Origin of the sequence: Streptomyces sp. NBC_00102, from assembly GCF_026343115.1 — a bacterium.
GTDB lineage: Bacteria > Actinomycetota > Actinomycetes > Streptomycetales > Streptomycetaceae > Streptomyces.
Genome location: NZ_JAPEMC010000001.1, coordinates 3435256 through 3461545 on the forward strand (window position 1 = coordinate 3435256; position 26290 = coordinate 3461545).

Genomic DNA, 26290 nt, shown 5'->3' on the forward strand with positions numbered 1-26290 from the left:
GAAAGTTGTAAAACGCAACAAAGAGGGATCGTGCCGATGTCCACAGGACCGACTACCGCCGGAGGTGCCTCCGCCGGCGTCCATGCCGCAGCTCTGCGGCATGTACTGACCCACCTGGTGACTCCCCTGCTGATGTGCGTCGGCATGGGGCTCGCGTATCTGGGCGCCTTCCACGCGCCGCAGCCGCACGACCTCCGCGTCGACGTCGTGGGCTCGGGCGTCAGCGCCCAGGTGCTGGCGCAGACCCTCCAGGACAAGGGGGACGGAGCGCTCGACGTGCGTACGGTGCCGGACCGGGCCGCCGCGACGGAGCACCTGATGACCCAGGACAGCTACGGAGCCTTCCTCCCGGGCGCGAATCCCGAGCTCATGGTGGCCTCGGCCTCCTCGGACACCACGGCCACGGTGGTCCAGCAGGTCTTCACCGAGGTGGCGGCCGACCAGGGGGCCCCGCTGAAGGTCACGGACGTCGCCCCCACGGCCTCCGGTGACCCGACCGGGCAGGGCATCTTCTTTCTGCTGGTCGCCGTCAGCATCGGTTCGTACGCCTCCGTCGCGGTCGTCGGCGGTGTGGGCGGGGTGCTGCCGCTGCGGCTGCGGGCCGCGCTGGTGGCCGGTATGTCGCTGGTGGTGAGCTTGATCGGAGTGGCCTTCGCGGGACCGGTGTTCGGGCTGGTCGACCACGGCTTCGGCGGGCTCTGGGCGATGGCGTGGCTCTACTCGGCGGGCATCCTGCTGATCGGTGTCGGGCTGCACACCTTCCTCAAGCGGTGGACCACGCTCGGTGTGATGGTCATGTTCGTGATGCTCAACTTCACCAGCTCCGGCGGCATCTTCCGGCCCGAGGTCCAGCCCGGCTTCTTCGGGGCGCTGCACTCCTTCTGGAACGGTGCGGGCTTCGTCGAAGGGGTGCGCAGTCACGTCTACTTCGGTGGCTACGGTCTCGGACGCGACGTGTTGGTGCTGGCGTTCTGGCTGGTGGCCGGAATCGTGATCATGGGCATCGCGGGGGCGGCGGAGGCCCGGCGGCGCCGGGCTGCCGCGGACGTGGCCGCGTCGGCCGGTATCGCTTCGCCGGCTCCGAGTGCGCCGGGGGCCGGCGCCGCGATCGGTGGCCCCGTCGGATACGGGGAGACGGAGGCGGAGCGCGAGGAGACGGAAGAGGAGGAGACCGTGGGCGTCTGACCCCACGGCCCCGCGGCCCCGCCGCCCGGGTGCTCTCCCCGCCACGGTTTTACCCGCTCATTGGCCTGTTCAGCGACTTGTCCACAGGTGGAAGCGGTAGTTGTCCACAGGGGCCGACGGTCCGGGGCGAACAGCGGTACGGTCATGGCCCATTGAGGACGAACGGGACCGCTGGTGGGCGGGGGAGGCGGTTTTCCATGACGGGAATCGATGTGGGTGCGGGCGCCGGGACCGATGTACTGGGTCTGTCGGGGGCGACGGTGACGGATGCTCCGGTGTCCCTCTTCCTGGGCGGTCCGGTGGCGGAGGTTCCGGCTCCAGCGGCTTCAGGGGGTCCGGTCGCCGGGGCGCCCGGGGCGCGCATTCCGGAGGTCGCCGGGTTCGCCCGGCGGACGGAGGAGTCCTCGCCCAAGGCGGCGGGCCGGGCCCTGCGCGAGCGGGTGCCGCGGGCCTCCCACGCCTCGCTGGTCCTTCCGGCCGGGCGGCCGGACGCGGTCCGTGCGGTCGAGGAGTCGAACAGGGGCCGGGTGCCCGGTCTGGCCCCGATACGGGTGGGGCGGATGGCGGCCACCCCCTTCGCGTTCCTGCGCGGAGCGGCGGGGCTCATGGCCCACGACCTCACGGGGACGCCCGTCACCGGTGTGGGTGCCCAGCTCTGCGGCGACGCGCACGCGGCCAACTTCGGTCTGTACGGGGACGCGCGGGGCAACCTCGTCATCGACCTCAACGACTTCGACGAAACGGTCTTCGGCCCCTGGGAGTGGGACCTCAAGCGGCTGGCCGCCTCCTTCGTGCTCGCCGGCCGGGTGGCGGGCGCCGACGAGGACACCTGCCGCAAAGGCGCGTACGACGCGGTGGGCGCGTACCGGCGGACGATGAGGCTGCTCGCCCGGCTGCCCGCGCTCGACGCCTGGAACGCCATCGCCGACGAGGCGCTCGTCTCGCACGCGGACGCGCGGGATCTCCTCGGGACGCTGGAGCGGGTCTCGGAGAAGGCCCGACGGAACACGAGCGCCCGGTTCGCCGCCCGCTCCACGGAGGAGTCCGAGGACGGCGGGCGCCGGTTCGTGGACGCCCTGCCGGTGTTGCGCCGGGTGCCGGACGCGGAGGCGGCTGCCGTCGCGGCGGGCCTGGGCGGCTATCTGGAGACCCTCCCGGAGGACCGGGTACCGCTGCTCGCCCGGCACACCATCCACGACGTGGCGTTCCGGGTGGTGGGGACCGGCAGCGTGGGGACCCGTTCGTACGTGGTACTGCTGCTCGACCACCGCAAGGAGCCGCTGGTGCTCCAGGTGAAGGAGGCCCGGCCGTCCGCGCTGACGCCCCATCTGCCCGCCGTCGGATTCGACGTACCCGTGGTGGAACACGAGGGACGCCGGGTGGTGCTCGGACAGAAGCGGATGCAGGTCGTCAGCGACCACCTGCTCGGCTGGGCCGAGGTCGAGGGCCGGCCCTACCAGGTACGGCAGTTCAGGAACCGCAAGGGCAGCGTCGACCCGGCCGCCCTGGCCCCGTCCGAGGTGGACGACTACGCACGGATGACCGGTGCCCTGCTGGCGCGGGCCCACGCGCACAGTGCCGATCCGCGTCTCCTCGCCGGGTACTGCGGGAAGAACGACGAGTTGGAGGAGGCGGTGGCCGGCTTCGCGGTGACGTACGCGGACCGGACCGAGGCGGACCACGCCGAACTCCTCAAGGCGATCAGGTCCGGACGGATAGCCGCCGAGCTGGGGGTCTGAGCGCCGGCCGCCGCCCCCGCCGGGTCCTCGCCGCCCTCGCCGGGGCCATACGCTGGACGGGTGACCGACGAAGCCGCCGGGGTGGACACCACCCGGAACGACGATGACCGGCAGAGCCCCGACCAGCAGAACCCCGACCAGGTGCAGGATCCGGGGAGCGCGGGCGGTGACCGGCCGCTGGACGGTGCCGGACCCGCCGCGGAGGGGAACGTGCCCGCTGCGGACGCGTCTCCCGGCTCCGGCGCGCCTTCCGGGGACGCGCCGTCCGGGCAGGTGCCGCCTTCCGGGGACGCGCCTCCCGGCTCCGAGGGATCTCCGGAGTCCGAGGCGCCTTCCGGTTCCGAGGCGCCTTCTCCTGAGGACGGGGCGCCCGGCACGGAGGATGCCGCCGCCCGGCCGGAGGCGCGGCTGGCCAGGGCCGTGCAGGTGGCCGAGCAGGCGTTGATCGAGTTCGAGATCGCGGTGGAGACCTTCCGGGTCGAGGTGGAGAACTTCTCCCGGCTGCACCACCAGAAGCTCGGCCCGATGTACGCCCGCCTCGACGAGCTGGACGCCCTGATCGCGGAGGCCACTGCTGCCAGGACCGGCGACCCGGAGGATGCCCGCAAGGCGCGGGAGGCGCGTGCCGCCGTCATGCCGATGCCCGGGGTGGACGAGCTCTTCCACGGCTGGATGGACTCGGAAGGGCTCTACCCCGAGGCCGTCGCCATGCTCACCGAGCAGCCGGTCCGGCCGCCGAAGCGGGTACGGCCCAGCGACGAGGCCCGCAAGCTCTACCGCGAGCTGGCCCGCAAGGCTCACCCGGATCTGGCGCGGGACGAGTCCGACCGGCAGCGGCGGGACGAGTTCATCGCCCGGGTCAACGCGGCGTACGGGCGCGGCGACGTGCCGTTGCTGCAGGAGCTCGCCGCGGAGTGGGCGGTGGATCCGGAGCGGCCGCCGGTGCTGCTCACCGAGAGCGAGGAGCTCTACGCCCGTCTGGAGTGGCTCAGCCGGCGCAAGGAAATGCTGACGGTGCTGGCCCAGGAGCTGGAGCAGAGCGCGATCGGCTCGATGCTGCGGATGGCGCCGGACGACCCGGACCAGCTGCTGGTGGACATCGCCGACCAGCTGTTGGGCGAGGTGTCCCGCCGGGAAGCGGAGCTCGCCGAGCTGGTGCAGTAGCGTTTCGACAGACGGTGTCCCGTATGTACGAGAGAAGGCATGACCCATGAATTTCGCCCCGCTGCCCTCGGTGGACGTCGCTGCGGTGCCGTCGGACGGTTTCGTGCTCGACGTCCGTGAGAACGACGAGTGGGCGGCCGGTCACGTCGAGAGCGCCCTGCACATCCCGATGAGCGACTTCGTCGCCCGCTTCGGCGAGCTGACGGAGGCGGCCGAGGACGGCCGCCGCGTGCACGTGATGTGCCGCGTCGGGGGGCGTTCCGCGCAGGTGACGCAGTACCTCGTCCAGCAGGGCATCGACGCCGTGAACATCGACGGCGGCATGCTCGCCTGGAACGGCGCGGGCCGCCCGATGGTCGCGGACAACGGGGCTGCGCCCTTCGTGCTCTGAGACCTCCGGGGCTCCCATGCCTCCGGGGCTCCCATGCCTCCGGGGCGGTTCAGCTCCGGAAGCCCCGGCAGCCTTCCGGACTGCCGGGAAGGCTGCCGGGGCTTCCGGGAACCCGAGGGGCCGGCAGCCGATTCCGGCGGTCAGCGGTCGAAGTCGATGGCCACCTCGGGGGTGAGCGGGTGCGACTGGCAGGCCAGGACGAAACCCGCCTCGGTCTCGTCCGGCTCCAGGGCGTAGTTCCGGTCCATCCGTACCTCGCCCCGGACGAGGAAGGCACGACAGGTGCCGCAGACCCCGCCCTTGCAGGCGTACGGCGCGTCGGCGCGCCGCCGGAGCACCGTTTCCAGCAGTGAGTCGCCGTTCTCCACCGGCCAGCTGCCCGAGCGGCCGTGCAGGGTCGCCGTCAGCGTGGCCTCCGCGGGGACCTCCGCTCCGGCCGCACCCCCGGGGACCGTCGCGTCCGGGGCTGTCGTTCCCGCGGCCGTCGTTCCCGCTGGGGGCGTGGCGGCGTCCTCCACGTGGAAGACCTCCTGGTGGACCCGGCCGCGGTCGACGTCCAAGGTGCGCAGGGCCGCTCGGGCTCCCCGCACCAGTCCGTACGGCCCGCAGAGGAACCATCCGTCCACGTCCGCCACCGGGAGCAGGGCGGGCAGCAGTGCGGTCAGCCGCTCCTGGTCGAGCCGTCCGGCGGGCAGCCCCGCCGCCTGCTCCTCCCGGGAGAGCGCGGTGACGAGGTGGAAGCGGTCCGGGTAGCGGTCCTTGAGGTCGGCCACCTCGTCGAGGAACATCGTCGACGCCACCGTCCGGTCGCCGCGCACCAGGCAGAACCGGGCCAGGGGTTCGCGTGCGAGCAGGGTCGCCGCGATCGACAGGACCGGGGTGATGCCGCTCCCCGCGACCACCGCCGCGAACAGCCCCGGCCGGGGCTCCAGCGTGAAGCGCCCGGTCGGAGCCATCGCCTCCACCCGGTCGCCGACCGCGAGTTCCTTGAGCGCGTACGTCGAGAAGGCCCCGCCGTCCACCAGCCGGATGCCGACCCGCAGGACGGGCGGGTCCGGTGGCTCCGCGGCGGCGGAGCAGAGCGAGTAGGAGCGCCGGATCTCCTTGCCGTCCACTGCGTAGCGCACGTTGAGGTGCTGGCCCGGCACATGGCGGAAGGTCTCCCGCAGTGCGGCCGGGACCTCGAAGGTCACGGCCACCGCGTCGTCCGTGATGCGCTCGACGGCGCCGACCCGGAGCGGATGGAACATCTACAACTCCTTGAAGTGGTCGAAGGGTTCACGGCAGTCGACGCATCTGCGGAGCGCCTTGCAGGCGGTGGAGGAGAACCTGCTGAGCAGTTCGGTACGGGTCGAGCCACAGTGCGGGCAACGCACGGCGAGTGCCAGCGAAACCGCCCCGTCCGGAGCCCGCGCGGGGCGCGGGGGCGCGATGCCGGACGCGGCGAGTTTGCGGCGGCCCTCCTCGCTGATGTCGTCCGTGGACCAGGCGGGTGCCAGCGCCGTGACCACCGAGACCCGGGTCATGCCATGGTCCCGGAGCGCCTCTTCGATGTCGTGGGCCATGGTCTCCACGGCCGGGCAGCCGGTGTAGGTCGGGGTGAGGGTGACCGTGACGCGGCCGGGCCCGTCCACCCGCACCCCGCGCAGGACGCCGAGCTCCTCCAGGGTCACCACCGGCAGCTCCGGGTCCGCGACGGCCCCGGCGATCCGGCGCAGCTCCGCCTCCAGCGGGGTCGTGGTCACCATGACGCCCCCGGGTGGCTGCGGTGGAGGTGCTGCATCTCGGCGATCATCCGTCCGAAGGGTTCGGTGTGCAGTCCCTGCCGGCCGGCCCCCGCCGTCCACGCGCCGCTCCTCGGGCCGGTGGGCAGCGGGAGGGTGGCCCGCTCCAGTACGTCCGTGACGGTGGCGAGCCAGTCCTCGCCCAAGGACTGCCAGTCGACGTCGACTCCCTCGACGGGCTGGAGGAGCTCGCCGGTGAACTTCCAGAGCCCGTCGAGACCTTCGCGCATCCGCCGGTGGCTCTCCCCGGTGCCGTCGCCGAGGCGCAGGGTCCACTGTTCGGCGTGGTCCTGGTGGTAGGCGACCTCCTTGACCGCCTTCGCCGCCAGCGCCCGGAACTCGCTCCGGCCGGCCGCCAGCCGTTCGTACAGCAGGCGTTGGTAGACGGAGAAGTAGAGCTGGCGGGCGACGGTGCGGGCGAAGTCGCCGTTCTCCTGTTCGACCAGCTGGGTGTTGCGGAAGGCGCGTTCTTCGCGGAGATAGGCGAGTGCGTCCTCGTCGCCGACGAGCGAGAGGAGTACGCGGGCCTGGCCGAGCAGGTCCAGGGCGATGTTGGCGAGGGCGACCTCCTCCTCCAGCACCGGGGCGTGACCGGCCCACTCCCCCAGCCGGTGCGACAGCACCAGCGCGTCGTCGCCCAGGGCGAGGGCGCCGGCCATGAGCCGGGGCTGCGCGGCGGCCTGGGCGCCGTTGGTCCCGGGCGCCTCGGCGGCGGGGGTCGCGCCGTACGGGGTGGTGGTCACAGGTGCCGCACCCCTTCCGGGATCTCGTAGAAGGTCGGGTGGCGGTAGGGCTTGTCGGCGGCCGGCTCGAAGAAGGAGTCCTTCTCGTCGGGGGAGGAGGCGGTGACCGAGGTGGAGGGCACCACCCAGATCGAGACGCCCTCCGCGCGGCGGGTGTAGAGGTCCCGTGCGTTGCGCAGGGCCATGGTGGCGTCGGGGGCGTGCAGGCTGCCCGCGTGGGTGTGGGAGAGCCCCCGGCGGGAGCGGACGAACACCTCCCACAGGGGCCAGTCGGTCGAGCCGCTCATGCCGTCGCCTCCGTGTCGGGTGCCGGGGTCGTGGGGGTGTCCGCCACCGTGCCCGCGCCGGACGGGGACGGGTCCTCGCCAGGTGGGTGCGGCGCGTGCTTGGTCGCGTACGCGGCCGCGGCGTCGCGGACCCAGGCGCCCTCTTCGTGGGCGCGGCGGCGCTGGGCGAGCCGCTGGTCGTTGCACGGGCCGTTGCCCCGGAGCACCTCCTGGAACTCCGTCCAGTCGATGGGGCCGAAGTCGTGCCGGCCGCGGGCGTCGTTCCACCGGAGATCCGGGTCGGGCAGGGTGAGGCCGAGTGCCTCGGCCTGCGGGACGCAGATGTCCACGAACCGCTGCCGGAGTTCGTCGTTGGAGTGGCGCTTGATCTTCCAGGCCATCGACTGTGCGGAGTGGGCCGATTCGTCGTCCGGCGGGCCGAACATCATCAGCGACGGCCACCACCAGCGGTCGACGGCGTCCTGCGCCATCGCGTGCTGGGCGGGTGTGCCGCGGCTCAGCGTCAGCAGGAGTTCGTAACCCTGGCGCTGGTGGAAGGACTCCTCCTTGCAGATACGGACCATCGCGCGGGCGTACGGGCCGTACGAGCAGCGGCACAGCGGTACCTGGTTGGTGATGGCGGCACCGTCCACCAGCCAGCCGATCGCGCCGACGTCCGCCCAGGTCAGCGTCGGGTAATTGAAGATCGAGGAGTACCTCTGGCGGCCGGCGTGGAGCTTGTCGAGCAGCTCGGCCCGGCTGGTGCCCAGGGTCTCCGCGGCGCTGTAGAGGTACAGGCCGTGGCCCGCCTCGTCCTGCACCTTGGCCATCAGGATGGCCTTGCGGCGCAAGGACGGGGCCCGGGTGATCCAGTTCGCCTCGGGCTGCATGCCGATGATCTCGGAGTGCGCGTGCTGGGCCATCTGGCGGACCAGCGAGTCCCGGTACGCGTCCGGCATCCAGTCGCGTGGCTCGATCCGCTCGTCCGCCGCCACCGTGGCGTTGAACGATGCCGTGCGCCCGTCCTCCCGCGCTGCGGCGGCGTCCGCACCGTCCGGTGCCTGCCGGCCCGCGGTCACTGTCGCCATGACGACTCCGTCCCGACCGATCGTTCGGTCCATCGGCTTCAATGGTCGGCCGGTGGACCGTAGGGTGTCAACCCTGTGGATGGCCGAGGGATGACCGACGACGATCGGGGCGGGATGGAATCGGATCACGGGGGGCGCTCGGATCGTCGGTTCGCCGACGGGAGCGCAGGGTCGGACGAGGCACGCACGGACGGGGCACCCAGGGACGGGGCGCGCACGGACGGGGCGCCCGACGCGGTGCGGGAGATCGCCGCGGAACAGCCCGGTGAGCCCGCCGGCCCGGAACCGGTCGTCCCGGAACCGGTCGTCCCGGAACCGGCCGTCCCGGAACCGGTCGTCCCGGAACCGGCCGTCCCGGATCCGGTCGCGGACGCGCCCGCCGGGAAGCGTGGTGGCCGGTCCGATGGGAGCTCCGGCGGGCAGACGGGTGGAAAGCCCGGCGAGGAGGCCGCAGTCGAACCCCCAGCCGAACCCCCGGCCGCCGGGACATCCTCCGGCGCGGACCCCTGGGTGCCGCCCTCCGGGTCGTGGCCGACCGGTACGGACGGACACGAGCCCGCGCCGGCGTCCGAAGGACACGACGCGGGACGCGACCACGACACCGCCGCTCCGGGGGCGCTCCCACCGGGTCCGGGCGAGGGGCGTGCCGGGAGCCGCGGAAAGAGTGCGGGTGCCGGCGGCCCGGGTGGCCCCGGTGCCGGAGCCATGGCGCCGGCCGGTGCGGCACCGGGCCCGGCACGGGCCGGGATAGCCGGGCTGTCGACCCCGTACCGGATAGTCGCGGGGCTGGTGACGGTCGCCGTCGGCCTGCTCGCCTGTACCCACCTGGCCATGGTCTTTCTGCACGTCGCTCCCTCGAACACGCTGTCCAAGCAGTACGGGGAGGCCGTCGACGAGTGGATCTACCCGGAGTTCGAGCAGAACTGGAAGCTCTTCGCTCCCAATCCGCTTCAGCAGAACATCTCCGTGCACGTCCGGGCGGAGGTCGTGGACGCGAACGGAGACCGCCGCACCACCAGCTGGATGAGTCTCACCGCGGAGGACAGCGAGGCGATCCGGCACAACCCGCTGCCCAGCCACGCGAACCAGAACGAGCTGCGCCGGGCCTGGGACTTCTACGTCAACAGCCATGACGACAAGAACCGTTCGACCGGAACGCGCGGGGAACTCGCCGAGGCGTACCTGCGGCGCATCGTGATGTTGCGGCTGGGGAAGCACGACCACGGCGGGACCGTCGACCGCATCCAGCTGCGTTCCTCGTCGCGCCAGGTCCCGGCACCCTCGTGGAGCGCCGAGAAGGCGAGAACGCAGCCGCTGTACCGCGAGCTCGGGTGGTGGACCGTGTCCACCGGCGATCTGCCCGAGGGCAGCGGGGCGGCCGAGGCCGCTTCCGGCGAGGAGGCCGACCAGTGAGCACCGTCCCCACCCCGGGTACCGCCGTCCCCCGCGAGCTCACGGGCCCGATCGGCCGTTCCCTCCAGCGGATCACCGCCGCCGCCCTCGGCCCGTACCAGAGCGCGGTGATACGGATCGGGTTCACCGCCACGTATCTGCTGTTCCTGTTGCGGGAGGTGCCGCACCGTCAGGAACTGTACGGGCCGGACAGCCCGTGGAGCTGGGAGCTGGAGCACCGGCTGATGTCCGACAACGGGGCCTTCACCGCCCTGATGTGGTCGGACAGTTCCGTGTGGTTCGAGGCGGTCTACGGGCTCACGCTCGTGTCGGCGTTCTGCACGCTGATCGGCTGGCGCACCCGGACGATGTCCGTGCTCTTCATGGCCGGGGTCCTCTCGATCCAGAACCGCAACGTCTTCATGGGAGACGGCGGTGACAACGTCGTCCATCTGATGGCGATCTACCTCGTGCTGACCCGCTGCGCCCAGGTCTGGTCGCTGGACGCGCGGCGCGCCGGCCGGGACGCCGCGCGCCGGTCCCAGGGCCTGGGCCCTGCCCGGGACGTCGTCGGGCCGGTGCTCTGGGCGGTGCTCGGTCCGGTGCTGCTGGTCGCCGTGGTGATGGGTGGTCTGGGCGAGACCTGGTGGCTGCCGACGCTGCTGGGCGTGGTGTGGGTGGGAGCCGCCGCGTGGTGGGCCCTCCGGCGCGAGCCGGACGGCGAACCCCGGGTGCTGCTCGACGTGCTGGCCAACATCGTGCACAACGTCACCCTCGTGGTGATCATGGCCGAGGTCTGCCTGATCTACGCCACCGCCGGCTGGTACAAGATCCAGGGTTCGCGCTGGCAGGACGGCACCGCGCTGTACTACCCGCTCAAGCTGGACTACTTCACCCCGTGGCCCGCGGCGTCCAACCTGATCGCCGCCAGTTCGGTGATGGTGATGGTGGTGACGTACGCGACGGTGATCGTGCAGGTCGCGTTCCCGTTCACGCTCTTCAACCGGCGGGTCAAGAACGTCCTGCTGGTGCTGATGATCGGCGAGCACGCGGGCATCGCGGTCCTGCTGGGCCTGCCCTTCTTCTCGATGGCGATGATCTCGGCGGACGCCGTGTTCCTGCCCACGGTCTTCCTGGTGTGGTTCGGCGGGCGGGTCGGCCTCGGCCGGGATCGGCTGTTCGCCCGGTTCGCCCGGTTCGCCCGGGCCGACCGCAAGGGCGCGACGCGTGTACCGGGCCCGCGCGAGCCCGCGGGCGAAGGGGCCGGCGGGCCGGGCGGGCCGGGCGGGGAGGCCCCGCGGCACCCCGGCGACGGGGGCCATACGCTCGTCGGGTGAGCAGTGAGACCGGCAGTACAGAGGAATTCGTGCCCTTCGTGGCCGAGGGGCCCGATCCCGCCCCGGAACCGGCGCAGTACGACGACGGTTTCGGGGACGGCATCGGCGTCGGACCGCACCCGGAGCCCTGGCCGGAGGGCGAGCGGTACGACCCCGAGCTGCTGGCGGCCGGCGACCGGCGCAACGTCGTGGACGAGTACCGCTACTGGACCCGCGAGGCGATCGTCGCCGACCTCGACCTGCGACGCCACGACTTCCACGTGGCGGTCGAGAACTGGGGTCACGACTTCAACATCGGCTCGGTCGTGCGTACGGCGAACGCCTTCCTCGCCAAGGAGATCCACATCGTCGGCCGGCGGCGCTGGAACCGGCGCGGGGCCATGGTCACCGACCGCTACCAGCATGTGCGCCACCACCCCGACACCGCCGATCTGACCGCCTGGGCGGCGGCGGAGGGGCTGCCGATCATCGGGATCGACAACCTCCCCGGGGCCGTACCGCTGGAGCGGACCGTGCTGCCCCGGCGCTGTGTGCTGCTCTTCGGCCAGGAGGGCCCCGGCCTCACCGAGGAGGCCAGGGCCCACGCGTCGATGGTCTGCTCGATCGCGCAGTTCGGTTCGACGCGGTCGATCAACGCGGGTGCTGCCGCGGCCGTCGCCATGCACGCGTGGGTGCAGCGGTACGCGGACGTGCCGGACCCTTCGGCCTGACCGGAATCCCGGGCCTGAGCGGACCCTCGGCCTGACCGGACCGGGCCTTCGGCCCGACCGGTTCAGGCCTGGCGGCGGACCTCGATGGTGCGGAAGCGCCCCGAGACGAAGGCGCCGTCGCAGAGGGCCGCGTTGGCCGCCGGGTTGCCGCCCGAGCCGTGGAAGTCGGAGAAGGCCGCCGTCTGGTTGACGTAGACCCCGCCGGTCAGGTTCAGCGAGAGCTGGGCCGACTCCTCCAGGCAGACCTCCTCGATCGCGCGCTCCACCTCGGGGGAGGTCGTGTAGGCGCCGACGGTCATCGCGCCCTTCTCGCGGACCGTGCGGCGCAGCAGGTCCACCGCGTCGGAGACGGAGTCCACCGAGACCGCGAAGGCGACCGGGCCGAAGCACTCGGAGAGGTGGACGGGGTCCCCGCCGTCCGGGCCGGGCTCCTTGGCGAGGACCTTGACGATGACCGGGGTACGGACCACCGCGTCGGGGAACTCGGGGTGCGGTACCTCGCGGGAGGCCAGGGCCACCTCGCCTAGATCGGGCGCGGCTTCGAGCCGGGCCCGCACATCGGGGTTGACCAGGGCACCGAGGAGGGCGGTGGCGCGCGCGTCGTCGCCGAGGAGTCCTTCGATCGCCCCCGCGAGGTCGGTGACCACCTCGTCGTACGTCTTGGGGCCCGTGTCGGTGCTGATGCCGTCGCGGGGGACGAGGAGGTTCTGCGGGGTCGTGCACATCTGCCCGCTGTAGAGGGAGAGCGAGAACGCGAGGTTGGCGAGCATGCCGGCGTAGTCGTCGGTGGAGTCGAGCACGACGGTGTTGACGCCGGCCTTCTCGGTGTACACCTGGGCCTGGCGGGCGTGGGTCTCCAGCCAGTCCCCGAAGGCGGTGGAGCCGGTGTAGTCGATGATCCGGATCTCCGGGCGCACCGCCAGCTCCTTGGCGATCCCCTCCCCGGGCCGCTCGGCCGTCAGTGCGACGAGGTTGGGGTCGAATCCGGCCTCGGCGAGCACCTCGCGCGCGATCCGGACGGTGAGCGCGAGCGGCAGCACGGCGCGCGGGTGCGGCTTGACGAGGACCGGGTTGCCGGTGGCGAGCGAGGCGAAGAGGCCCGGGTAGCCGTTCCAGGTGGGGAAGGTGTTGCAGCCGATGAGCAGCGAGACGCCGCGGCCCACCGCGGTGAACGACTTCCGCAGTCGGAGCGGGTCGCGCTTGCCCTGCGGCTTGGACCAGTCGGCCTCGGCGGGGGTGCGGAGCTGCTCCTCGTACGCGTACGCCACCGCTTCCAGGCCGCGGTCCTGGGCGTGCGGGCCGCCCGCTTGGAAGGCCATCAGGTAGGCCTGCCCGCTGGTGTGCATGACGGCCTGCGCCAGCTCGTGCGTGCGGGCGTTGACGCGCGCCAGGATCTCCAGGCAGACCAGCGCCCGGGCCTCGGGTCCCGCGTCCCGCCAGGCCGCCGTACCGGCGCGCATCGCGGGCAGCAGGACGTCCGGGTCGGCGTGCGGGTACTCGATGTCCAGCGCGGGGCCGTACGGGGAGACTTCGGCGCCCGTCCAGCCGTCCGTGCCGGGCTGGCCGAGGTCGAACCGGGTGTGCAGCAGGGCGTCGAACGCCGCCTTGCCCTCGGCCGCTCCGAGGCTGCCGGGCGCCCCGCCCTCGCCGTACGCCTTGGGGTGCTCCGGGTGGGGCGACCAGTAGGCGCGGGTCCGGATGGCGTCGAGGGCCCCGTCGAGCGTGGGCCGGTGGGTCTCGGAGAGCTTCTGCAGGGAGAGCGCGGCGGCCATGGCGGACCAACTCCTCATCGAGCCGGGCGGGGAGGTGCTGACGGAGTTAGAGTAACCGAACGATCGGTCGGGACAAGGGGCCCCGGACAACCTGTGGACAACTCATGGGGGAGGATCGCGGTCATGACCACGGCCAAGCGGGACACGTACACCCCGGAGACTCTGCTGAACGTCGCCGTGCGGGTCTTCAACGAGCGCGGATACGACGGCACGTCCATGGAGCACCTCTCCCGGGCGGCGGGCATCTCGAAGTCGTCGATCTACCACCATGTGGCGGGCAAGGAAGAGCTTCTGCGCCGTGCGGTGAGCCGTGCGACCGACGGACTCTTCCGGATTCTGGACGAGCCGGGCGCGCTGCGCGGGCGCGCCGTCGAGCGGGTCGAGTACGTCACGCGCCGCACGGTGGAGGTGCTGATGGCCGAGCTGCCGTACGTCACCCTGCTGCTGCGCGTCCGGGGCAACACGAAGACCGAGCGGTGGGCGCTGGAGCGGCGCCGGGAGTTCGACCAGCGGGTGGCTGCCCTGCTGAAGGCGGCCGTCGCGGACGGGGACCTCCGTGCCGACGTGGACATACGGCTGGCCACCCGGCTCCTGTTCGGCATGGTGAACTCGCTGGTCGAGTGGTACCGCCCGCAGCCCGAGGCGGGCGCGGGCGGCGTGGAGGGGGTGCCCGCGGTGGACGACCTGCCGGGGACCGTCGTGCGGCTGGCCTTCGAGGGGATGCGCGCCGCAGGGCGTTGACGGGACGCGTCGAGCGGTACGCGTCGACGGGACGCGGGTGGGGTACGGCCGGGGGCTCGGTCGCACGGGCCGGCCCGGGCGGGTCAGGCGGGTCAGGCGAGGTCGGCGCCACGGTCCGGACCGTGGCCGAGTTCCGTCTCCTCGAACACCAGCAGGGTCCGGGTGGAGAGCACCTCGGGAATGGCCTGGATGCGGGTGAGGACGAGCTCGCGCAGTGCGCGGTTGTCGGGTGTGTGGACCAGCAGCAGTACGTCGAAATCGCCGCTGACCAGTGCGATGTGGGTGGCCCCCGGGAGCGCCTGGAGCTGCTCGCGCACGGTCCGCCAGGAGTTCTGCACGATCTTGAGCGTGATGTAGGCGGACGCCCCCTGCCCGGCCCTCTCGTGGTCGATCCGGGCGCTGAACCCTCGGATGACCCCGTCCTCCACCAGCCGGTTGATGCGGGCGTAGGCGTTGGCGCGGGACACGTGCACCTGCTCGGCGACGGCCCGTATGGAGGCCCGGCCGTTGGCCCGGAGGATGCGCAGGATGTCCCGGTCGACCGCGTCCAGCGTCCGGGCCGGCGGTGCCTGCCCGGCGCCCTCGGCCATTCGTTCAGCTGCCATGCCCCCGCGCCTCCCTGTTGTGGACGAGCTGCCTCCATCCCAGGCTGTGGACAACCGTTTGTCCACAGGGCGAGGGCGGCTGTAGCCAAAATGCGCCCACGACCGAACAATCGGTAGGTGAGGCACGTCACCCGGGGCCGTCCCGGGCGGCGTCCGCCATGCGTCCGCGGCCACGTGGACGTACACCCCGACGTAGGGCGTGAGGCCCGGCGGGATCCCGTTCTCCTCGGGCTTCGCATCCGGGTTTCCGGTGTCGGCCCCCGTTGCCAGGAGGTGCCTCCCATGACGGTCCAAGAGCTGCCCGGTGCGGCCGGCTACCGGCCCGCGCCGCCCCCGGCCTGGAAACCGCTCACCGATCCCGCGCCGCTGCTCCCGGACCCGGAGCCGTACCGGGTGCTCGGAACGGACGCGGTGGCCGGCGTGGATCCGCAGCTGCTGCTGCGTCTCTGGGCCGAGCTGGTGCGCGGTCGCCGGTACAACGCGCAGGCCACCGCGCTCACCAAGCAGGGGCGCCTGGCCGTGTACCCGTCCAGTACGGGTCAGGAGGCCTGCCAGGTGGCCGCCGCACTGGTGCTTCAGGAGCGGGACTGGCTCTTCCCGAGCTACCGGGACACGCTCGCCGCCGTGGCCCGGGGGCTCGATCCCGTCGACGCGCTGACCCTGCTGAGGGGTGACCGGCACACCGGTTACGACCCCCGGGAGCACCGGATCGCTCCTCTCTGCACCCCGCTGGCCACGCAGTTGCCGCACGCGGTCGGTCTGGCGCACGCGGCGCGGCTCAAGGGCGACGACGTGGTGGCGCTGGCGATGGTCGGGGACGGCGGGACGAGCGAGGGGGACTTCCACGAAGCGCTGAACTTCGCGGCCGTGTGGCGGGCGCCGGTCGTCTTCCTCGTGCAGAACAACGGCTTCGCCATCTCGGTGCCGCTGGCCAAGCAGACGGCGGCACCCTCGCTCGCCCACAAGGCGGTCGGCTACGGCATGCCCGGCAGGCTGGTGGACGGCAACGACGCGGCGGCCGTGCACGAGGTGCTCGCCGAGGCGGTGGCCCGGGCCCGGGGCGGCGGCGGGCCGACGCTGGTGGAGGCGGTCACCTACCGCATGGACGCCCACACCAACGCCGACGACGCGACCCGCTACCGCTCGGACGACGAGGTGGCGTCCTGGCGGGACCACGATCCGGTGCTGCTCATGGAACGCGAGCTGACCGGGCGCGGGCTGCTCGACGAGGCCGCCGCGGGGGCGGTGCGCCAGGAGGCGGAGCGGATGGCGGCGGCGCTGCGGGAGCGGATGAACGCCGATCCGGTGCTCGACCCGACGGACCTGTTCGCGCACGTCTTCGCGCGCCGGACCGGACCGCTGCGGGAGCAGGAGGACCGGTTGCGCGCCGAACTGGAGGCCGCGGAGGAGTACGGCGACACCGGACGGGGCGCGCAGACCGCGCAGACCGCGCAGACCGCGCAGAACCAGCAGGACCGGCAGGACCAGCGGGACCAGCAGGAAGGGGAGGGCGGGCGATGACGGCGGCGGTGCGGGCACGGGCGGGCCGTTCGGGGCAGGCCACGATGGCCCAGGCCCTGGGGCGGGCGCTGCGGGACGCGATGGCGGAGGACGCCTCCGTGCACGTGCTCGGCGAGGACGTGGGAACGCTCGGGGGCGTCTTCCGGGTCACCGACGGGCTGGCCGCGGAGTTCGGCGACGAGCGGTGCACGGACACCCCGCTCGCGGAGGCGGGGATTCTCGGAGCCGCGGTCGGGATGGCGATGTACGGCCTGCGGCCCGTGGTGGAGATGCAGTTCGACGCGTTCGCCTACCCGGCGTTCGAGCAGCTCGTCAGCCATGTGGCGCGGATGCGGAACCGGACCGGAGGAGCCCTTCCGATGCCCCTGACCGTGCGGATTCCGTACGGCGGCGGCATCGGCGGGGTGGAGCACCACAGCGACTCCTCGGAGGCGTACTACATGGCCACCCCGGGGCTGCACGTCGTCACCCCGGCCACCGTGGAGGACGCTTACGGGCTGCTGCGGGCCTCGATCGCCTCGGACGACCCGGTGGTGTTCCTGGAGCCGAAGCGGCTGTACTGGTCGAAGTCCGACTGGGTGCCGGAGGCTCCGGCGGAGGTGGCACCCGTCGGACGGGCCGTGGTCCGCAGGCCGGGGACGAGCGCGACCCTGATCACCTACGGCCCGTCGCTGCCGGTGTGCCTGGAGGCGGCCGAGGCGGCGGTGGCGGAGGGCTGGGACCTGGAGGTCGTGGACCTGCGGTCGCTGGTGCCCTTCGACGACGGCACGGTCGCCGAGTCCGTACGGCGGACGGGGCGCGCGGTGATCGTCCACGAGTCCGCCGGGTTCGGCGGGCCGGGGGGCGAGATCGCCGCCCGGGTGACCGAGCGGTGCTTCCACCACTTGGAGGCTCCGGTACTGCGGGTCACCGGCTTCGACATCCCGTATCCGCCGCCGATGCTGGAGCGGCACCATCTGCCGGGCGTGGACCGGGTTCTCGACGCGGTCGCCCGGCTCCAGTGGGAGGCGACGCGCTGATGCCCACGGTGCTCGAATTCAGGCTGCCGGACCTCGGCGAAGGACTGACCGAGGCGGTGATCGTGCGCTGGCTGGTGGAGGTCGGCGAGGTCGTCGCCGTGGACCAGCCGGTGGTCGAGGTCGAGACGGCCAAGGCCCTGGTGGACGTGCCGTGCCCGTACGGAGGCGTGGTGACGGCCCGCTTCGGCGAGGAGGGGGCGGAACTCCCGGTCGGAGCACCGTTGATGACGGTCGCGGTCGCGCCGGCCCCCGCACCCGAGGGCGGGACCGCACCGGCCGGCGGCTCGGGGAACGTGCTCGTCGGGTACGGCACGGCCGCCCCGGCGGCGCGGCGGCGACGGGTCCGCCCGGTGCCCGTGCCGGCTGCCGCCGCGGTCCCGGCCACGGCCGGCGGCGCTCCGGACGCGGCAGTCGCTCCGGGTGCTCCCGTCGCGGTCATCTCGCCACTCGTGCGCAGGCTCGCCCGGCAGCACGGACTCGACCTCCGCGAGCTGGCGGGAACGGGGCCGGACGGGCTGATCCTGCGGGCCGACGTCGAGTCGGTGATCAGGAAAACCCCGCCGCCGACCGTCGACGGGCACGCGACCACCGGTGCCACCGGTTCCTCCGCGCCGGCGCGGGAGGGCGCCACGGCCGGCGAGCGGATCGCGTTGCGCGGTGTACGGGGTGCGGTCGCCGACAAGATGTCCCGCAGCAGGACCGAGATTCCCGACGCGACCTGCTGGGTGGACGCCGACGCCACCGAGCTGATGGCGGCCCGCACCGCGATGAACGCGACCGAAGGGCCCAAGGTGTCGGTTCTCGCCCTGCTGGCCCGGATCTGCGTGGCGGCGCTGGCGAAGTACCCCGAACTGAACTCCACCGTGGACACCTCCGCCCGCGAGGTCGTACGGCTGCCTTCGGTCCACCTCGGGTTCGCCGCGCAGACCGAGCGGGGGCTCGTCGTGCCGGTGGTCCGCGACGCGCACAGGCGTTCCGTCGACTCACTGGCGGCCGAACTCGCCCGGCTCACCGAGGTGTCCAGGGACGGGAAGCTGACCCCGGCCGAGCTGACGGGAGGCACGTTCACCCTGAACAACTACGGGGTGTTCGGGGTGGACGGCTCCACGCCGATCATCAACCACCCCGAGGCGGCCATGCTCGGCGTCGGCCGTATCGTCCCCCGGCCGTGGGTCCACCGGGGCGAGTTGGCGGTACGTCAGGTGGTGCAGCTCTCGCTCACCTTCGACCACCGGGTCTGCGACGGGGGCACGGCGGGCGGTTTCCTGCGGTACGTCGCCGACTGCGTGGAACAGCCGGCCGTCCTGCTGCGGACCCTGTAGACGGGGCCCGGATCCGGCATCGCCGGGCCCGTTGGATCGCGTATAGCCCGGAGCGCCCGGAGCCCGGAGTGCCCGGAGCCCGGCCGCCCCGGTCCTGTGCCCGCCCCGGGGCGGCCGGGCTCCGGAGCCGGCGCCCATACTCGTCGCATGACCGCCTATGACGCCATCGTCCTCGCCGGAGGGGCCGCCAGACGGCTCGGGGGAGCCGACAAACCCGGGATCGGCGTCGGCGGCAGGACGCTGCTCGACCGGGTGCTCGCAGCCTGCGCCGGTGCCGGGGCCACGGTCGTGGTGGGCCCCCGCAGGGCCACGGTCCGGCCGGTGACCTGGGCCCGGGAAAGCCCCGCAGGAGGTGGGCCGGTGGCCGCGCTGGGCGCGGGAGTCCGCGAGGCCGGCGCCCCGTGGATCGTGGTGCTTTCGGCGGATCTTCCGTTTCTCTCGGCCGCCACCGTCGCCGCGCTGCTGGCCGCCGCCGAGGAGGGCGGCCGGGAAGGCGCCCTGTGCGTGGACCCCGACGGGCGCCGGCAGCCTCTCGTCGCCGTCTACCGGGCCGAACCTCTGCGGCGCGAGCTCGCCCTGCTCGCCACCGAACACGGCACCCTTGCCGGACTCCCGCTGCGCCTGCTGACGGCCGAGCTCGATCTGGCCACTCTGGCCACACCGGAATTCGCCTCCTTCGACTGCGACACTTGGGACGACATCAGGCTGGCGAGGACGCACATCAGGGAGCATGAGGCCGTGCTGGACGAATGGATCACCGCAGTCAAGACCGAACTGGGCCTGGAACTCGATGTCGACACCGACGTCGTGCTGGACCTGGCACGCGACGCCGCGCACGGTGTCGCGCGGCCGGCCGCCCCGCTCACCACCTTCCTCGTCGGGTACGCGGCGGGGCTGGCGAGCGCCGCCGCCGGACCCGGTGACGCTCCCGTCGCGGTGGCCGAGTCGGCCCGCAAGGCGGCTGCCCTCGCCCTGCGTTGGGAAGAGGCGCCGGGCGAAGGCAAGGGAGCCGGAGCCTCGTGACCGGCCGGGAGCCGTTGCCGGCCTCGGAGGCCCCGACCGTGCGGATCCACCGCCCGGGAGCGCCGGAGGACCTCTTCGTGCTTCCGGAACTGGACGACTGCCCCGTGCCGGTGCGGAAGACCTCGTCCGCGGAGGACGAGCGCGCCGTGGAGCAGGCGTTGGCCCTGGCCAACCGCTTTCCTCCGCACGAGACGTCGCGCCACGACGTCGCGCCCCCGGTGGGCGGGGAGCGTGCAGGCCGTTCCGAGGGGCCGGCCTCCCCGGATACCGCGAAGGCCGCGGCACCGGCACCCGCCCAGTCGGTACGAGACCGTGACCGTACGGCCGCACCCGCACACCATTCCCCCGTCACCTCCTGGGAGCGGGCCAGGGCGCTGGCCGCGCGAGCCGGCCGGAGGTCCTCGCAGGCCGCGATCCGGCTGCCGCTCGACCGCTCTCCGGGCCATGTACTCGCCGAGGGGCTCGTGGCGTTGACCGACCTGCCGTCCTTCGACACCTCGGCCATGGACGGCTGGGCCGTCACCGGCCCGGGCCCCTGGCACTTCCGCGAGGGCTCGGGGCTCCTCGCGGGGGACGGCGGTCTGGGCCGGCTGCCGGACGGCGAGGCGGTACGGATCGCCACGGGCGCCCGTATGCCGGCGGAGGCGACGGCGGTCATCCGCTCGGAACACGCCGAGGTGGACGAGGCCAAGGGGATGCTGCACGCCCGGCGTGCGGTCGTCCCCGGCCAGGACATCCGGCCGCGCGCGCAGGAGTGCCGGACCGGCGAGCACCTGCTGGCGCCGGGAACCCTGGTGACTCCCGCGGTGCTCGGTCTGGCCGCGGCCGCCGGGTACGACGCGCTCGTCGTCGTACCGCGTCCCCGGGTGGAGGTGCTGGTGCTCGGCGACGAACTGCTCACCTCGGGGCTCCCCCACGGCGGTCGCATCCGCGATGCGCTCGGGCCCATGCTCGGCCCGTGGCTGCGGGCGGCCGGTGCCGACCTCGCCGATCCCCGCTGCCTCGGCGACGATCCGGAGGCCTTGCGGCACGCGCTCACCACCACCGACGCCGACCTGGTCCTGACGACCGGCGGTACGGCGGCGGGCCCGGTCGACCATGTGCACCCGATCCTCTCCGCGATCGGCGCCGAACTGCTGGTGGACGGGGTGGCGGTACGCCCGGGCCATCCGATGCTGCTGGCCCGACTGGCGCCGGACGGTCCCTGTCTGGTGGGGCTGCCGGGCAACCCGCTCGCCGCGGTCTCCGGACTCCTCACGCTCGCCCTTCCGCTGCTCGGCGGCCTCGCGGGGCGCGTCGCGCCGGAGCCGTACCGGGCGCTCGTCCAGGACGCGGTGCAGGGCCACCCGCACGACACCCGGCTGGTGCCCGTGGCGCATCGGTCGGGGCGCGGCGGCGGCAGGGACCGCGTCGTACCGCTGCGGTACAACGGCCCCGCGATGCTGCGGGGGATCGCCACCGCCGACGGGATGGCGGTGGTCCCGCCGGGCGGGGTGCGCCCCGGTGCCGAGGTGGAGATCCTCGATCTGCCCTGGGCCTAGCCAGTGCCGCGTCAGCCAGGGTTTGTCCCGTCGCGCAAACCCTGGCTGACGCGGCACTGGGCTCGGGACGCGCGCGCGGGGCTCCGCAACCCCGAAGGCCCGGCGGGTGTTTCACGTGAAACATCCGCCGCACCGGTGCGGCGGACCGACCGCGCCCGGTGTCAGTGGGCGGGCGGTCCTGACCGGCTGATGGTGATGACACGGTCCTCGCGCTGCAGGCCGGTGAGCGTGGGGTCCGTGTAGTCGAGCAACTTCCTGTTACGGAGCACCGCGACGATCAGATCGGCGCAGTCGCGCGGTGTGCGGCCGATCTCCTCCTCGGTCACCGCGCGCTCCCCGAGGTCCAGCCCGCTGCCGTGGGTCATCAGATCCTCCAGCGTCCTGGCCACCGGGGGGCTGGCCATCGACACCCCGAGCAGACGCCCGGCCGAGCTGGAACTGGTGACCACGGTGTCCGCGCCGCTCTGCTTGAGCAGCGGTACGTTCTCGTCCTCCCGGACCGCGACGACGATGGTGGCGTGCTTGTTGAGCTGCCGGGCGGTGAGGGTGATCAGGGTGGCCGTCTCGTCGCGCTGCGGGGCGATGATCACCCGACTGGCGCTCGGTACCTCGGCCTTGAGCAGCGTTTCGGAGCGGGTGGCGTCGCCGACCACGGCCACCAGACCGTCGTCGCCTGCCGCATGGGCGGCCTTCTGCTGCGGATCCACCACCACGATCTTGTCCTTGCCGATGCCCGTGGAGAGCAGCGACTCGATGGCGTGCCGGCCCTTGGTGCCGTATCCGACCACCACCACGTGGTCGCGGGTACGCGCGCGCCAGCGGTGGATGCGTACCTGCTGGCGGGTCCGTTCGGTGAGAACTTCAAGGGTGGTGCCGACCAGGATGATCAGAAAGAGCACGCGCAGAGGGGTGATGACCAGCACGTTCGTGAGACGGGCACCGTCGCTCACGGGGGTGATGTCGCCGTAACCGGTGGTGGAGAGGGTAACGGTCGCGTAGTACACCGCGTCGAGCAGGTCGACGCTGCCGTCGGAGGTGTCGTTGTAGCCGGAGCGGTCGGACCAGACGATCACCACCGTGACCGCCAGCACCAGCAGCGCCATCGTCAGCCGTCGGAGCACCTGTTGGAGTGGTGGCAGGGCGCCCTGTGTCGGCATGGTGATGGCGCGACTGGCCTCGCTGTCGTCCCGCGCGTCCGACCGTGAGCGGTGCCAGAGGGACCGCAGGATGGAGAACCTGCCGGTCCTGGCTGCTGGTTGGTTCTCGTCGTTCAAGGCATGTCCTCTGGCGGCGGCGGGCAGGTGGTCACGTCGTGGCCCATGGTCGTGGAGGGACGACGAGGACGGATACCGGAGTGCCCGGCACGCGGTGTGTCTCCACCAGTCGCGCACCGTCACCGGCGGAGAGAAGCGTAAGCGGTTCCGCGCGGCCTTTCCGTCCCTCGTCCTTCCGTACCCTGGGAGCCGCGTCGTACCGAGCGGCATGCCGGACAGGGCGACCCGTCGAACCGTCGAGTTCCTGAATCGCTGGAGAAGCAACGTGCGTGATCACAGTGTGGTCGTCGGTTTCGGTACGAAGGGCCGCTCGGCCGTGCAGACCCTCTGCGCCACCGGCCTGCGGAAGGACCGGATCGTCATCGTCGATCCGTCCGGAAAAGTGGTCGACGCGGTCAACGCGCAGGGGTTCACCGGTGTGCAGGGTGATGCCACGCGCAGCGAGGTCCTGCTGCGCGCCGAGGTCCAGAAGGCGCGTCAGATCGTCATCGCCACCCAGCGCGACGACACGGCGGTACTGGTGGCGCTGACGGCGCGGCAGCTGAACCAGAACGCGAAGATCGTCGCCGCGGTGCGTGAGGAGGAGAACGCTCCGCTGCTCCGCCAGTCCGGTGCGGACGCGGTCATCACCAGCGCGAGCGCGGCAGGCCGGCTGCTGGGTCTCTCCGCGCTCAGCCCGAGCGCGGGCACGGTGCTGGAGGACCTCATCCAGCACGGCAGCGGACTCGACCTCATCGAGCGGCCGGTGATGAGGAACGAGGTGGGGAAAAGCGTCCGGGAGACCGACGACCTGGTGGTGAACGTGGTGCGGGGGCACCGGATGCTCAGTTACGACGATCCCGCCGCGAGCCCCTTGCAGATGACGGACCGGGTGGTGGTGGTCGTGCGCGCCTCGCCGCTTCCCTCCCCGCTGATCCCGAACCGCCCGCCCCAGGGCCCGCAGCGGCTCTGAGAGCACCTCCCGAGGCTCCAGCAGGGCCCGCAGCGGCGCCAGAGGGCTCGGTCGGCGGCCACGGAGTAGCCTCGCGGCCATGTATGCGATCACGATCCCGGAACCCGGTGGCCCCGAGGCGCTCGTCTGGACCGAGGTGCCCGATCCCGTACCCGGCGAGGGCGAAGTCCTCGTGGAGGTGCGTTCCAGCGCGGTGAACCGTGCCGATGTCATGCAGCGCCAGGGCTTCTATCCCCCGCCGCCCGGCGCTTCCTCGTACCCGGGTCTCGAATGCGCGGGGCGGATCGCCGCGCTGGGGCCCGGGGTGAGCGGCTGGGCGGTGGGCGACGAGGTCTGCGCGCTCCTCGCCGGCGGTGGTTACGCGGAGAAGGTCGCGGTGCCTTCGGGGCAGCTGCTGCCGGTGCCCGCGGGCCTCGACCCGGTGTCGGCGGCGGCGCTTCCCGAGGTGACGTCGACGGTCTGGTCCAACGTCTTCATGGTGGCGCATCTGCGCCCTGGCGAGACGCTGCTGGTGCACGGCGGGTCCAGTGGCATCGGCACCATGGCGATCCAGCTGGCCAAGGCGGTCGGTGCCCGGGTCGCGGTGACCGCGGGCAGCGCGGAGAAGCTGGCGAGCTGTGCGGAACTCGGCGCCGACATCCTGATCAACTACCGCGAGCAGGACTTCGTGGAGGAGATCCACAAGGCGACGGACGGTGCGGGCGCGGACGTCATCCTGGACATCGTCGGCGCGAAGTACCTGGAGAAGAACGTCGAGGCGCTCGCCACCAACGGGCGGCTCGCGGTCATCGGCCTCCAGGGCGGTGCGAAGGCCGAACTGAACCTGGGCGCTCTGCTGACCAAGCGGGCCGCGGTCACCGCGACGTCGCTCCGGAGCCGTCCGCTCGCCGAGAAGGCGGCGATCGTTGCGGCGGTGCGGGAGCACGTCTGGCCGCTGATCGAGGCCGGCGTGGTCCGCCCGATCGTGGACCGTACGGTTCCGATGGCCGAGGCCGCGGAGGGGCACCGGGTGATGGAGTCCAGCACCCACATCGGCAAGGTTTTGCTTCTGGCGCCCGCCGCGACCCAGGCCTGACCGGCCGCCGCCCCAGGCCTGACCGGCCCCGGCGGGCCCCTCGGAACGAGAGCCCGGCCCGTGCGGAAACCGAATCGGAATCCGTGCGGGCCGGGCTCTGCCGGGTTCTGCGCGCCGGGCGGGCGGGGACGTCTACAGGTACGGGCCGGAGCGGATCGCTCCGTGCGGGTCCCCGCCGGTGGCCTCGTCGTCGCCGGAGCCGGGCGGCAGCGCGCGCCGCATCTGCTCCAGCTGGGCCCGGGCAGCCATCTGCTGGGCGAACAGAGCGGTCTGGATGCCGTGGAACAGGCCCTCCAGCCAGCCCACCAGCTGAGCCTGGGCGATCCGCAGTTCGGCCTCGGAGGGCACCGACTCCTCCGTGAAGGGCAGCGAAAGGCGCTCCAGCTCCTCCACCAGCTCAGGCGCGAGCCCGTCTTCCAGCTCCTTCACGGAACTGGCGTGGATCTCCTTGAGGCGGACCCGGCTCGCCTCGTCGAGAGGTGCCGCTCTGACCTCCTCCAGGAGCTGCTTGATCATGCTGCCGATGCGCATGACCTTCGCGGGCTGTTCGACCATCTCCGTCACTGGGACCTCGCGGGACTCGTCGCCACTGGCACCGCCGCCGACAGCCATTCCGTCCTGTCCCACTACGAGGACTTGGGGGTGCTCCTGCGACCGGTCATTCCTCGGCATCTCCATGCCGCCATTGTCTCGCACATGCTCCGTACGCAAGGGTGGTGCCCCTTCTTAGGCATGATCCACCGTCCTCTACGTACCTGAATGCGTGATCGGTCCCCCCGGTTGTCCCGGAACGTGACCGGATGCCGCCCCTGTCCGGGGCGTCCGGGCCACTGTTCGCGTCAGTCGGAGCGGCGCACGCGGATGCCGAGGAAGGCCAGCCCGAGGCCGACCAGGGCGATTCCGCCGCCCAGGGAAAGCCCCTGGAGCCGTTCGGTGGCCGCGGTGCTCAGGGCGTGCCGTCGGGTCGTCGTCGCGGGCTCCGGGGACGGGAAGGGGGGCACGGCGGAGGCCGGGGCGGGCGGGACGGCCACCTCGTCGTCGTCCTCGTCCAGCGCGGCGGCGGCCGCGTCGAGCTCCTCGGGGGTCAGCGACCGCCCGGGGCGTGCCCGGCCCTCCCCGGCCGGCCGTCCCGCGAACGGCGTCTCCTCCCGCGGCACCCCGATGGACGGCCCGTCGGACGGCCCGACCGGCGGGACCAGCGGGGTGGCCGGAGGTGTGATCGTGGTGGGCCCCGTGGAGACGCCCGCGTCGGTTCCGTCCGCGAGGGCCGGTGCGGCGGCGACCTGGGCGCCGGAGCCGCCCGGGGTGGTGGTCCCCGAGGCCGTGACTCCGGAGGTCGGCGCCGGGACGCCCGCCGCAGGCCGCCCGGTGGACGGCGCGGCACCGGGCGAGGGCGGGGCCCAGTGCGGCCGGAGCCCTGCCGACGGGCGCCCCGCCTCCCCACGGCCGGACGACGAGGATGCCGACACCCGCGGGCCGAGAGGTACGGAGGGACCGGGGGCGGAGGGGGCGGCGGCAGAGGCGGCAGAGGCGGCGGAAGGGCCGGAGGCAATCGCACGGGGGGACGCGAAGGCGCTCCCACCGGCCGCCGGAATCGGCACGGCCGTCATGGCGAGCAGGAGACAGGCCACCGACCTCGACATCCA

General features: G+C 72.9%; 24 protein-coding genes and 1 pseudogene. 15 read left to right on the forward strand and 10 right to left on the reverse strand.

Going from position 1 to position 26290, the window contains the following annotated elements:
* Positions 1–36: 36 nt before the first annotated feature.
* The 4 genes from OHA55_RS15290 (at position 37) to OHA55_RS15305 (ending at position 4479) form a co-directional block, all read left to right on the forward strand.
* Entirely contained in the window at positions 37–1185 is a 1149-nt protein-coding gene (locus tag OHA55_RS15290) for a hypothetical protein (protein WP_266706654.1), read from the forward strand.
* A gap of 197 nt (positions 1186–1382) precedes the next feature.
* Entirely contained in the window at positions 1383–2924 is a 1542-nt protein-coding gene (locus OHA55_RS15295) for a DUF2252 domain-containing protein (RefSeq protein WP_266706655.1), read from the forward strand.
* Between the two features lie 60 nt (positions 2925–2984).
* The gene (locus tag OHA55_RS15300; RefSeq protein WP_266706656.1) at positions 2985–4088 is read left to right on the forward strand and encodes a hypothetical protein; all 1104 of its coding nucleotides are present in this window, start codon (positions 2985–2987) and stop codon (positions 4086–4088) included.
* Between the two features lie 46 nt (positions 4089–4134).
* Entirely contained in the window at positions 4135–4479 is a 345-nt protein-coding gene (locus OHA55_RS15305; RefSeq protein WP_266706657.1) for a rhodanese-like domain-containing protein, read from the forward strand.
* Between the two features lie 140 nt (positions 4480–4619).
* On the opposite strand, the gene OHA55_RS15310 is transcribed toward OHA55_RS15305, so the two are convergent.
* From OHA55_RS15310 to paaA, 5 genes are all read right to left on the reverse strand, one after another.
* Positions 4620–5729 carry a 2Fe-2S iron-sulfur cluster-binding protein gene (locus OHA55_RS15310; protein ID WP_266706658.1) on the reverse strand — a complete coding sequence of 370 codons (1110 nt, stop codon included), beginning with the start codon at positions 5727–5729 and terminating at the stop codon, positions 4620–4622.
* Positions 5730–6227 (reverse strand): 1,2-phenylacetyl-CoA epoxidase subunit PaaD, encoded by a 498-nt coding sequence (gene paaD, locus OHA55_RS15315; RefSeq protein ID WP_266706659.1) that lies wholly within the window; start codon positions 6225–6227, stop codon positions 5730–5732.
* Positions 6221–6922 (reverse strand): 1,2-phenylacetyl-CoA epoxidase subunit PaaC, encoded by a 702-nt coding sequence (paaC, locus tag OHA55_RS15320; protein ID WP_266710676.1) that lies wholly within the window; start codon positions 6920–6922, stop codon positions 6221–6223. Before paaC ends, paaD begins: the two co-directional genes overlap by 7 nt.
* An 80-nt stretch (positions 6923–7002) precedes the next feature.
* The gene (gene paaB, locus OHA55_RS15325; RefSeq protein ID WP_266706660.1) at positions 7003–7293 is read right to left on the reverse strand and encodes a 1,2-phenylacetyl-CoA epoxidase subunit PaaB; all 291 of its coding nucleotides are present in this window, start codon (positions 7291–7293) and stop codon (positions 7003–7005) included.
* The gene (gene paaA, locus OHA55_RS15330) at positions 7290–8231 is read right to left on the reverse strand and encodes a 1,2-phenylacetyl-CoA epoxidase subunit PaaA (protein WP_323180474.1); all 942 of its coding nucleotides are present in this window, start codon (positions 8229–8231) and stop codon (positions 7290–7292) included. The genes paaB and paaA overlap by 4 nt, the downstream gene beginning before the upstream one ends.
* A gap of 639 nt (positions 8232–8870) precedes the next feature.
* Here paaA and OHA55_RS15335 point away from each other — a divergent pair.
* Genes OHA55_RS15335 through OHA55_RS15345 form a run of 3 tightly spaced genes read left to right on the forward strand, consistent with a single transcriptional unit; the run spans position 8871 to position 11799 of the window.
* The gene (locus OHA55_RS15335; protein ID WP_266710678.1) at positions 8871–9773 is read left to right on the forward strand and encodes a DUF5819 family protein; all 903 of its coding nucleotides are present in this window, start codon (positions 8871–8873) and stop codon (positions 9771–9773) included.
* Positions 9774–9823: 50 nt separating this feature from the next.
* Positions 9824–11089, forward strand: a complete 1266-nt coding sequence (locus OHA55_RS15340) for an HTTM domain-containing protein (protein ID WP_266710680.1) — start codon at positions 9824–9826, stop codon at positions 11087–11089.
* Complete coding sequence (locus tag OHA55_RS15345) at positions 11086–11799, forward strand: TrmH family RNA methyltransferase (RefSeq protein WP_266706662.1); 714 nt, start codon at positions 11086–11088, stop codon at positions 11797–11799. Before OHA55_RS15340 ends, OHA55_RS15345 begins: the two co-directional genes overlap by 4 nt.
* Positions 11800–11861: 62 nt before the next feature.
* Here the strand turns inward: OHA55_RS15345 and paaN are convergent, their stop codons facing one another.
* Positions 11862–13571, reverse strand: coding sequence for a phenylacetic acid degradation protein PaaN (paaN, locus tag OHA55_RS15350; RefSeq protein ID WP_266706663.1), 1710 nt, complete (start codon positions 13569–13571; stop codon positions 11862–11864).
* Between the two features lie 123 nt (positions 13572–13694).
* Here paaN and OHA55_RS15355 point away from each other — a divergent pair, with 123 nt between their 5' ends.
* Positions 13695–14312 (forward strand): TetR/AcrR family transcriptional regulator, encoded by a 618-nt coding sequence (locus OHA55_RS15355; RefSeq protein WP_266706664.1) that lies wholly within the window; start codon positions 13695–13697, stop codon positions 14310–14312.
* 92 nt (positions 14313–14404) lie between these two features.
* On the opposite strand, the gene OHA55_RS15360 is transcribed toward OHA55_RS15355, so the two are convergent.
* On the reverse strand, positions 14405–14917 hold the full coding sequence (locus OHA55_RS15360) for an Lrp/AsnC family transcriptional regulator (protein ID WP_266706665.1): 513 nt from the start codon (positions 14915–14917) through the stop codon (positions 14405–14407).
* Positions 14918–15199: 282 nt separating this feature from the next.
* Here OHA55_RS15360 and pdhA point away from each other — a divergent pair, with 282 nt between their 5' ends.
* The 5 genes from pdhA (at position 15200) to OHA55_RS15385 (ending at position 21343) form a co-directional block, all read left to right on the forward strand.
* Positions 15200–16438, forward strand: a complete 1239-nt coding sequence (pdhA, locus tag OHA55_RS15365; protein WP_266706666.1) for a pyruvate dehydrogenase (acetyl-transferring) E1 component subunit alpha — start codon at positions 15200–15202, stop codon at positions 16436–16438.
* Entirely contained in the window at positions 16435–17457 is a 1023-nt protein-coding gene (locus OHA55_RS15370; protein ID WP_266706667.1) for an alpha-ketoacid dehydrogenase subunit beta, read from the forward strand. The genes pdhA and OHA55_RS15370 overlap by 4 nt, the downstream gene beginning before the upstream one ends.
* A complete protein-coding gene (locus tag OHA55_RS15375) occupies positions 17457–18779 on the forward strand; it encodes a dihydrolipoamide acetyltransferase family protein (RefSeq protein WP_266706668.1) in 1323 nt (440 codons plus the stop codon). Before OHA55_RS15370 ends, OHA55_RS15375 begins: the two co-directional genes overlap by 1 nt.
* 147 nt (positions 18780–18926) lie before the next feature.
* Positions 18927–19802 carry an NTP transferase domain-containing protein gene (locus tag OHA55_RS15380; RefSeq protein ID WP_266706669.1) on the forward strand — a complete coding sequence of 292 codons (876 nt, stop codon included), beginning with the start codon at positions 18927–18929 and terminating at the stop codon, positions 19800–19802.
* Positions 19799–21343, forward strand: a complete 1545-nt coding sequence (locus OHA55_RS15385) for a molybdopterin molybdotransferase MoeA (protein ID WP_266706670.1) — start codon at positions 19799–19801, stop codon at positions 21341–21343. The genes OHA55_RS15380 and OHA55_RS15385 overlap by 4 nt, the downstream gene beginning before the upstream one ends.
* 161 nt (positions 21344–21504) lie before the next feature.
* Here OHA55_RS15385 and OHA55_RS15390 read toward each other — a convergent pair whose 3' ends face one another.
* A complete protein-coding gene (locus tag OHA55_RS15390; RefSeq protein WP_266706671.1) occupies positions 21505–22617 on the reverse strand; it encodes a TrkA family potassium uptake protein in 1113 nt (370 codons plus the stop codon).
* A 250-nt stretch (positions 22618–22867) separates the two neighbouring features.
* Here OHA55_RS15390 and OHA55_RS15395 point away from each other — a divergent pair.
* Both OHA55_RS15395 and OHA55_RS15400 read left to right on the forward strand, forming a co-directional pair.
* A pseudogene (locus tag OHA55_RS15395) lies at positions 22868–23569 on the forward strand (TrkA family potassium uptake protein); the annotation flags it as partial.
* Positions 23570–23648: 79 nt separating this feature from the next.
* Positions 23649–24644 (forward strand): NAD(P)H-quinone oxidoreductase, encoded by a 996-nt coding sequence (locus OHA55_RS15400; protein ID WP_266706672.1) that lies wholly within the window; start codon positions 23649–23651, stop codon positions 24642–24644.
* 132 nt (positions 24645–24776) lie between these two features.
* Here the strand turns inward: OHA55_RS15400 and OHA55_RS15405 are convergent, their stop codons facing one another.
* On the reverse strand, positions 24777–25322 hold the full coding sequence (locus OHA55_RS15405; protein WP_323180417.1) for a bacterial proteasome activator family protein: 546 nt from the start codon (positions 25320–25322) through the stop codon (positions 24777–24779).
* A 161-nt stretch (positions 25323–25483) separates the two neighbouring features.
* Positions 25484–26113, reverse strand: a complete 630-nt coding sequence (locus OHA55_RS15410) for a hypothetical protein (RefSeq protein WP_266706673.1) — start codon at positions 26111–26113, stop codon at positions 25484–25486.
* Positions 26114–26290: the final 177 nt, after the last annotated feature.

Excerpts from the sequence above, each read along its gene's own strand:
- OHA55_RS15290 (WP_266706654.1), top strand. The coding sequence starts at position 37 with ATGTCCACAGGACCGACTACCGCCGGAGGTGCCTCCGCCGGCGTCCAT.
- OHA55_RS15295 (WP_266706655.1), top strand. The coding sequence starts at position 1,383 with ATGACGGGAATCGATGTGGGTGCGGGCGCCGGGACCGATGTACTGGGT.
- OHA55_RS15305 (WP_266706657.1), top strand. The coding sequence starts at position 4,135 with ATGAATTTCGCCCCGCTGCCCTCGGTGGACGTCGCTGCGGTGCCGTCG.
- OHA55_RS15310 (WP_266706658.1), bottom strand. The coding sequence starts at position 5,729 with ATGTTCCATCCGCTCCGGGTCGGCGCCGTCGAGCGCATCACGGACGAC.
- paaD (WP_266706659.1), bottom strand. The coding sequence starts at position 6,227 with ATGGTGACCACGACCCCGCTGGAGGCGGAGCTGCGCCGGATCGCCGGG.
- paaC (WP_266710676.1), bottom strand. The coding sequence starts at position 6,922 with ATGGCCGGCGCCCTCGCCCTGGGCGACGACGCGCTGGTGCTGTCGCAC.
- paaB (WP_266706660.1), bottom strand. The coding sequence starts at position 7,293 with ATGAGCGGCTCGACCGACTGGCCCCTGTGGGAGGTGTTCGTCCGCTCC.
- paaA (WP_323180474.1), bottom strand. The coding sequence starts at position 8,231 with ATGCCGGACGCGTACCGGGACTCGCTGGTCCGCCAGATGGCCCAGCAC.
- paaN (WP_266706663.1), bottom strand. The coding sequence starts at position 13,571 with ATGGCCGCCGCGCTCTCCCTGCAGAAGCTCTCCGAGACCCACCGGCCC.
- OHA55_RS15355 (WP_266706664.1), top strand. The coding sequence starts at position 13,695 with ATGACCACGGCCAAGCGGGACACGTACACCCCGGAGACTCTGCTGAAC.
- OHA55_RS15360 (WP_266706665.1), bottom strand. The coding sequence starts at position 14,917 with ATGGCAGCTGAACGAATGGCCGAGGGCGCCGGGCAGGCACCGCCGGCC.
- pdhA (WP_266706666.1), top strand. The coding sequence starts at position 15,200 with ATGACGGTCCAAGAGCTGCCCGGTGCGGCCGGCTACCGGCCCGCGCCG.
- OHA55_RS15370 (WP_266706667.1), top strand. The coding sequence starts at position 16,435 with ATGACGGCGGCGGTGCGGGCACGGGCGGGCCGTTCGGGGCAGGCCACG.
- OHA55_RS15375 (WP_266706668.1), top strand. The coding sequence starts at position 17,457 with ATGCCCACGGTGCTCGAATTCAGGCTGCCGGACCTCGGCGAAGGACTG.
- OHA55_RS15380 (WP_266706669.1), top strand. The coding sequence starts at position 18,927 with ATGACCGCCTATGACGCCATCGTCCTCGCCGGAGGGGCCGCCAGACGG.
- OHA55_RS15400 (WP_266706672.1), top strand. The coding sequence starts at position 23,649 with ATGTATGCGATCACGATCCCGGAACCCGGTGGCCCCGAGGCGCTCGTC.
- OHA55_RS15405 (WP_323180417.1), bottom strand. The coding sequence starts at position 25,322 with ATGGAGATGCCGAGGAATGACCGGTCGCAGGAGCACCCCCAAGTCCTC.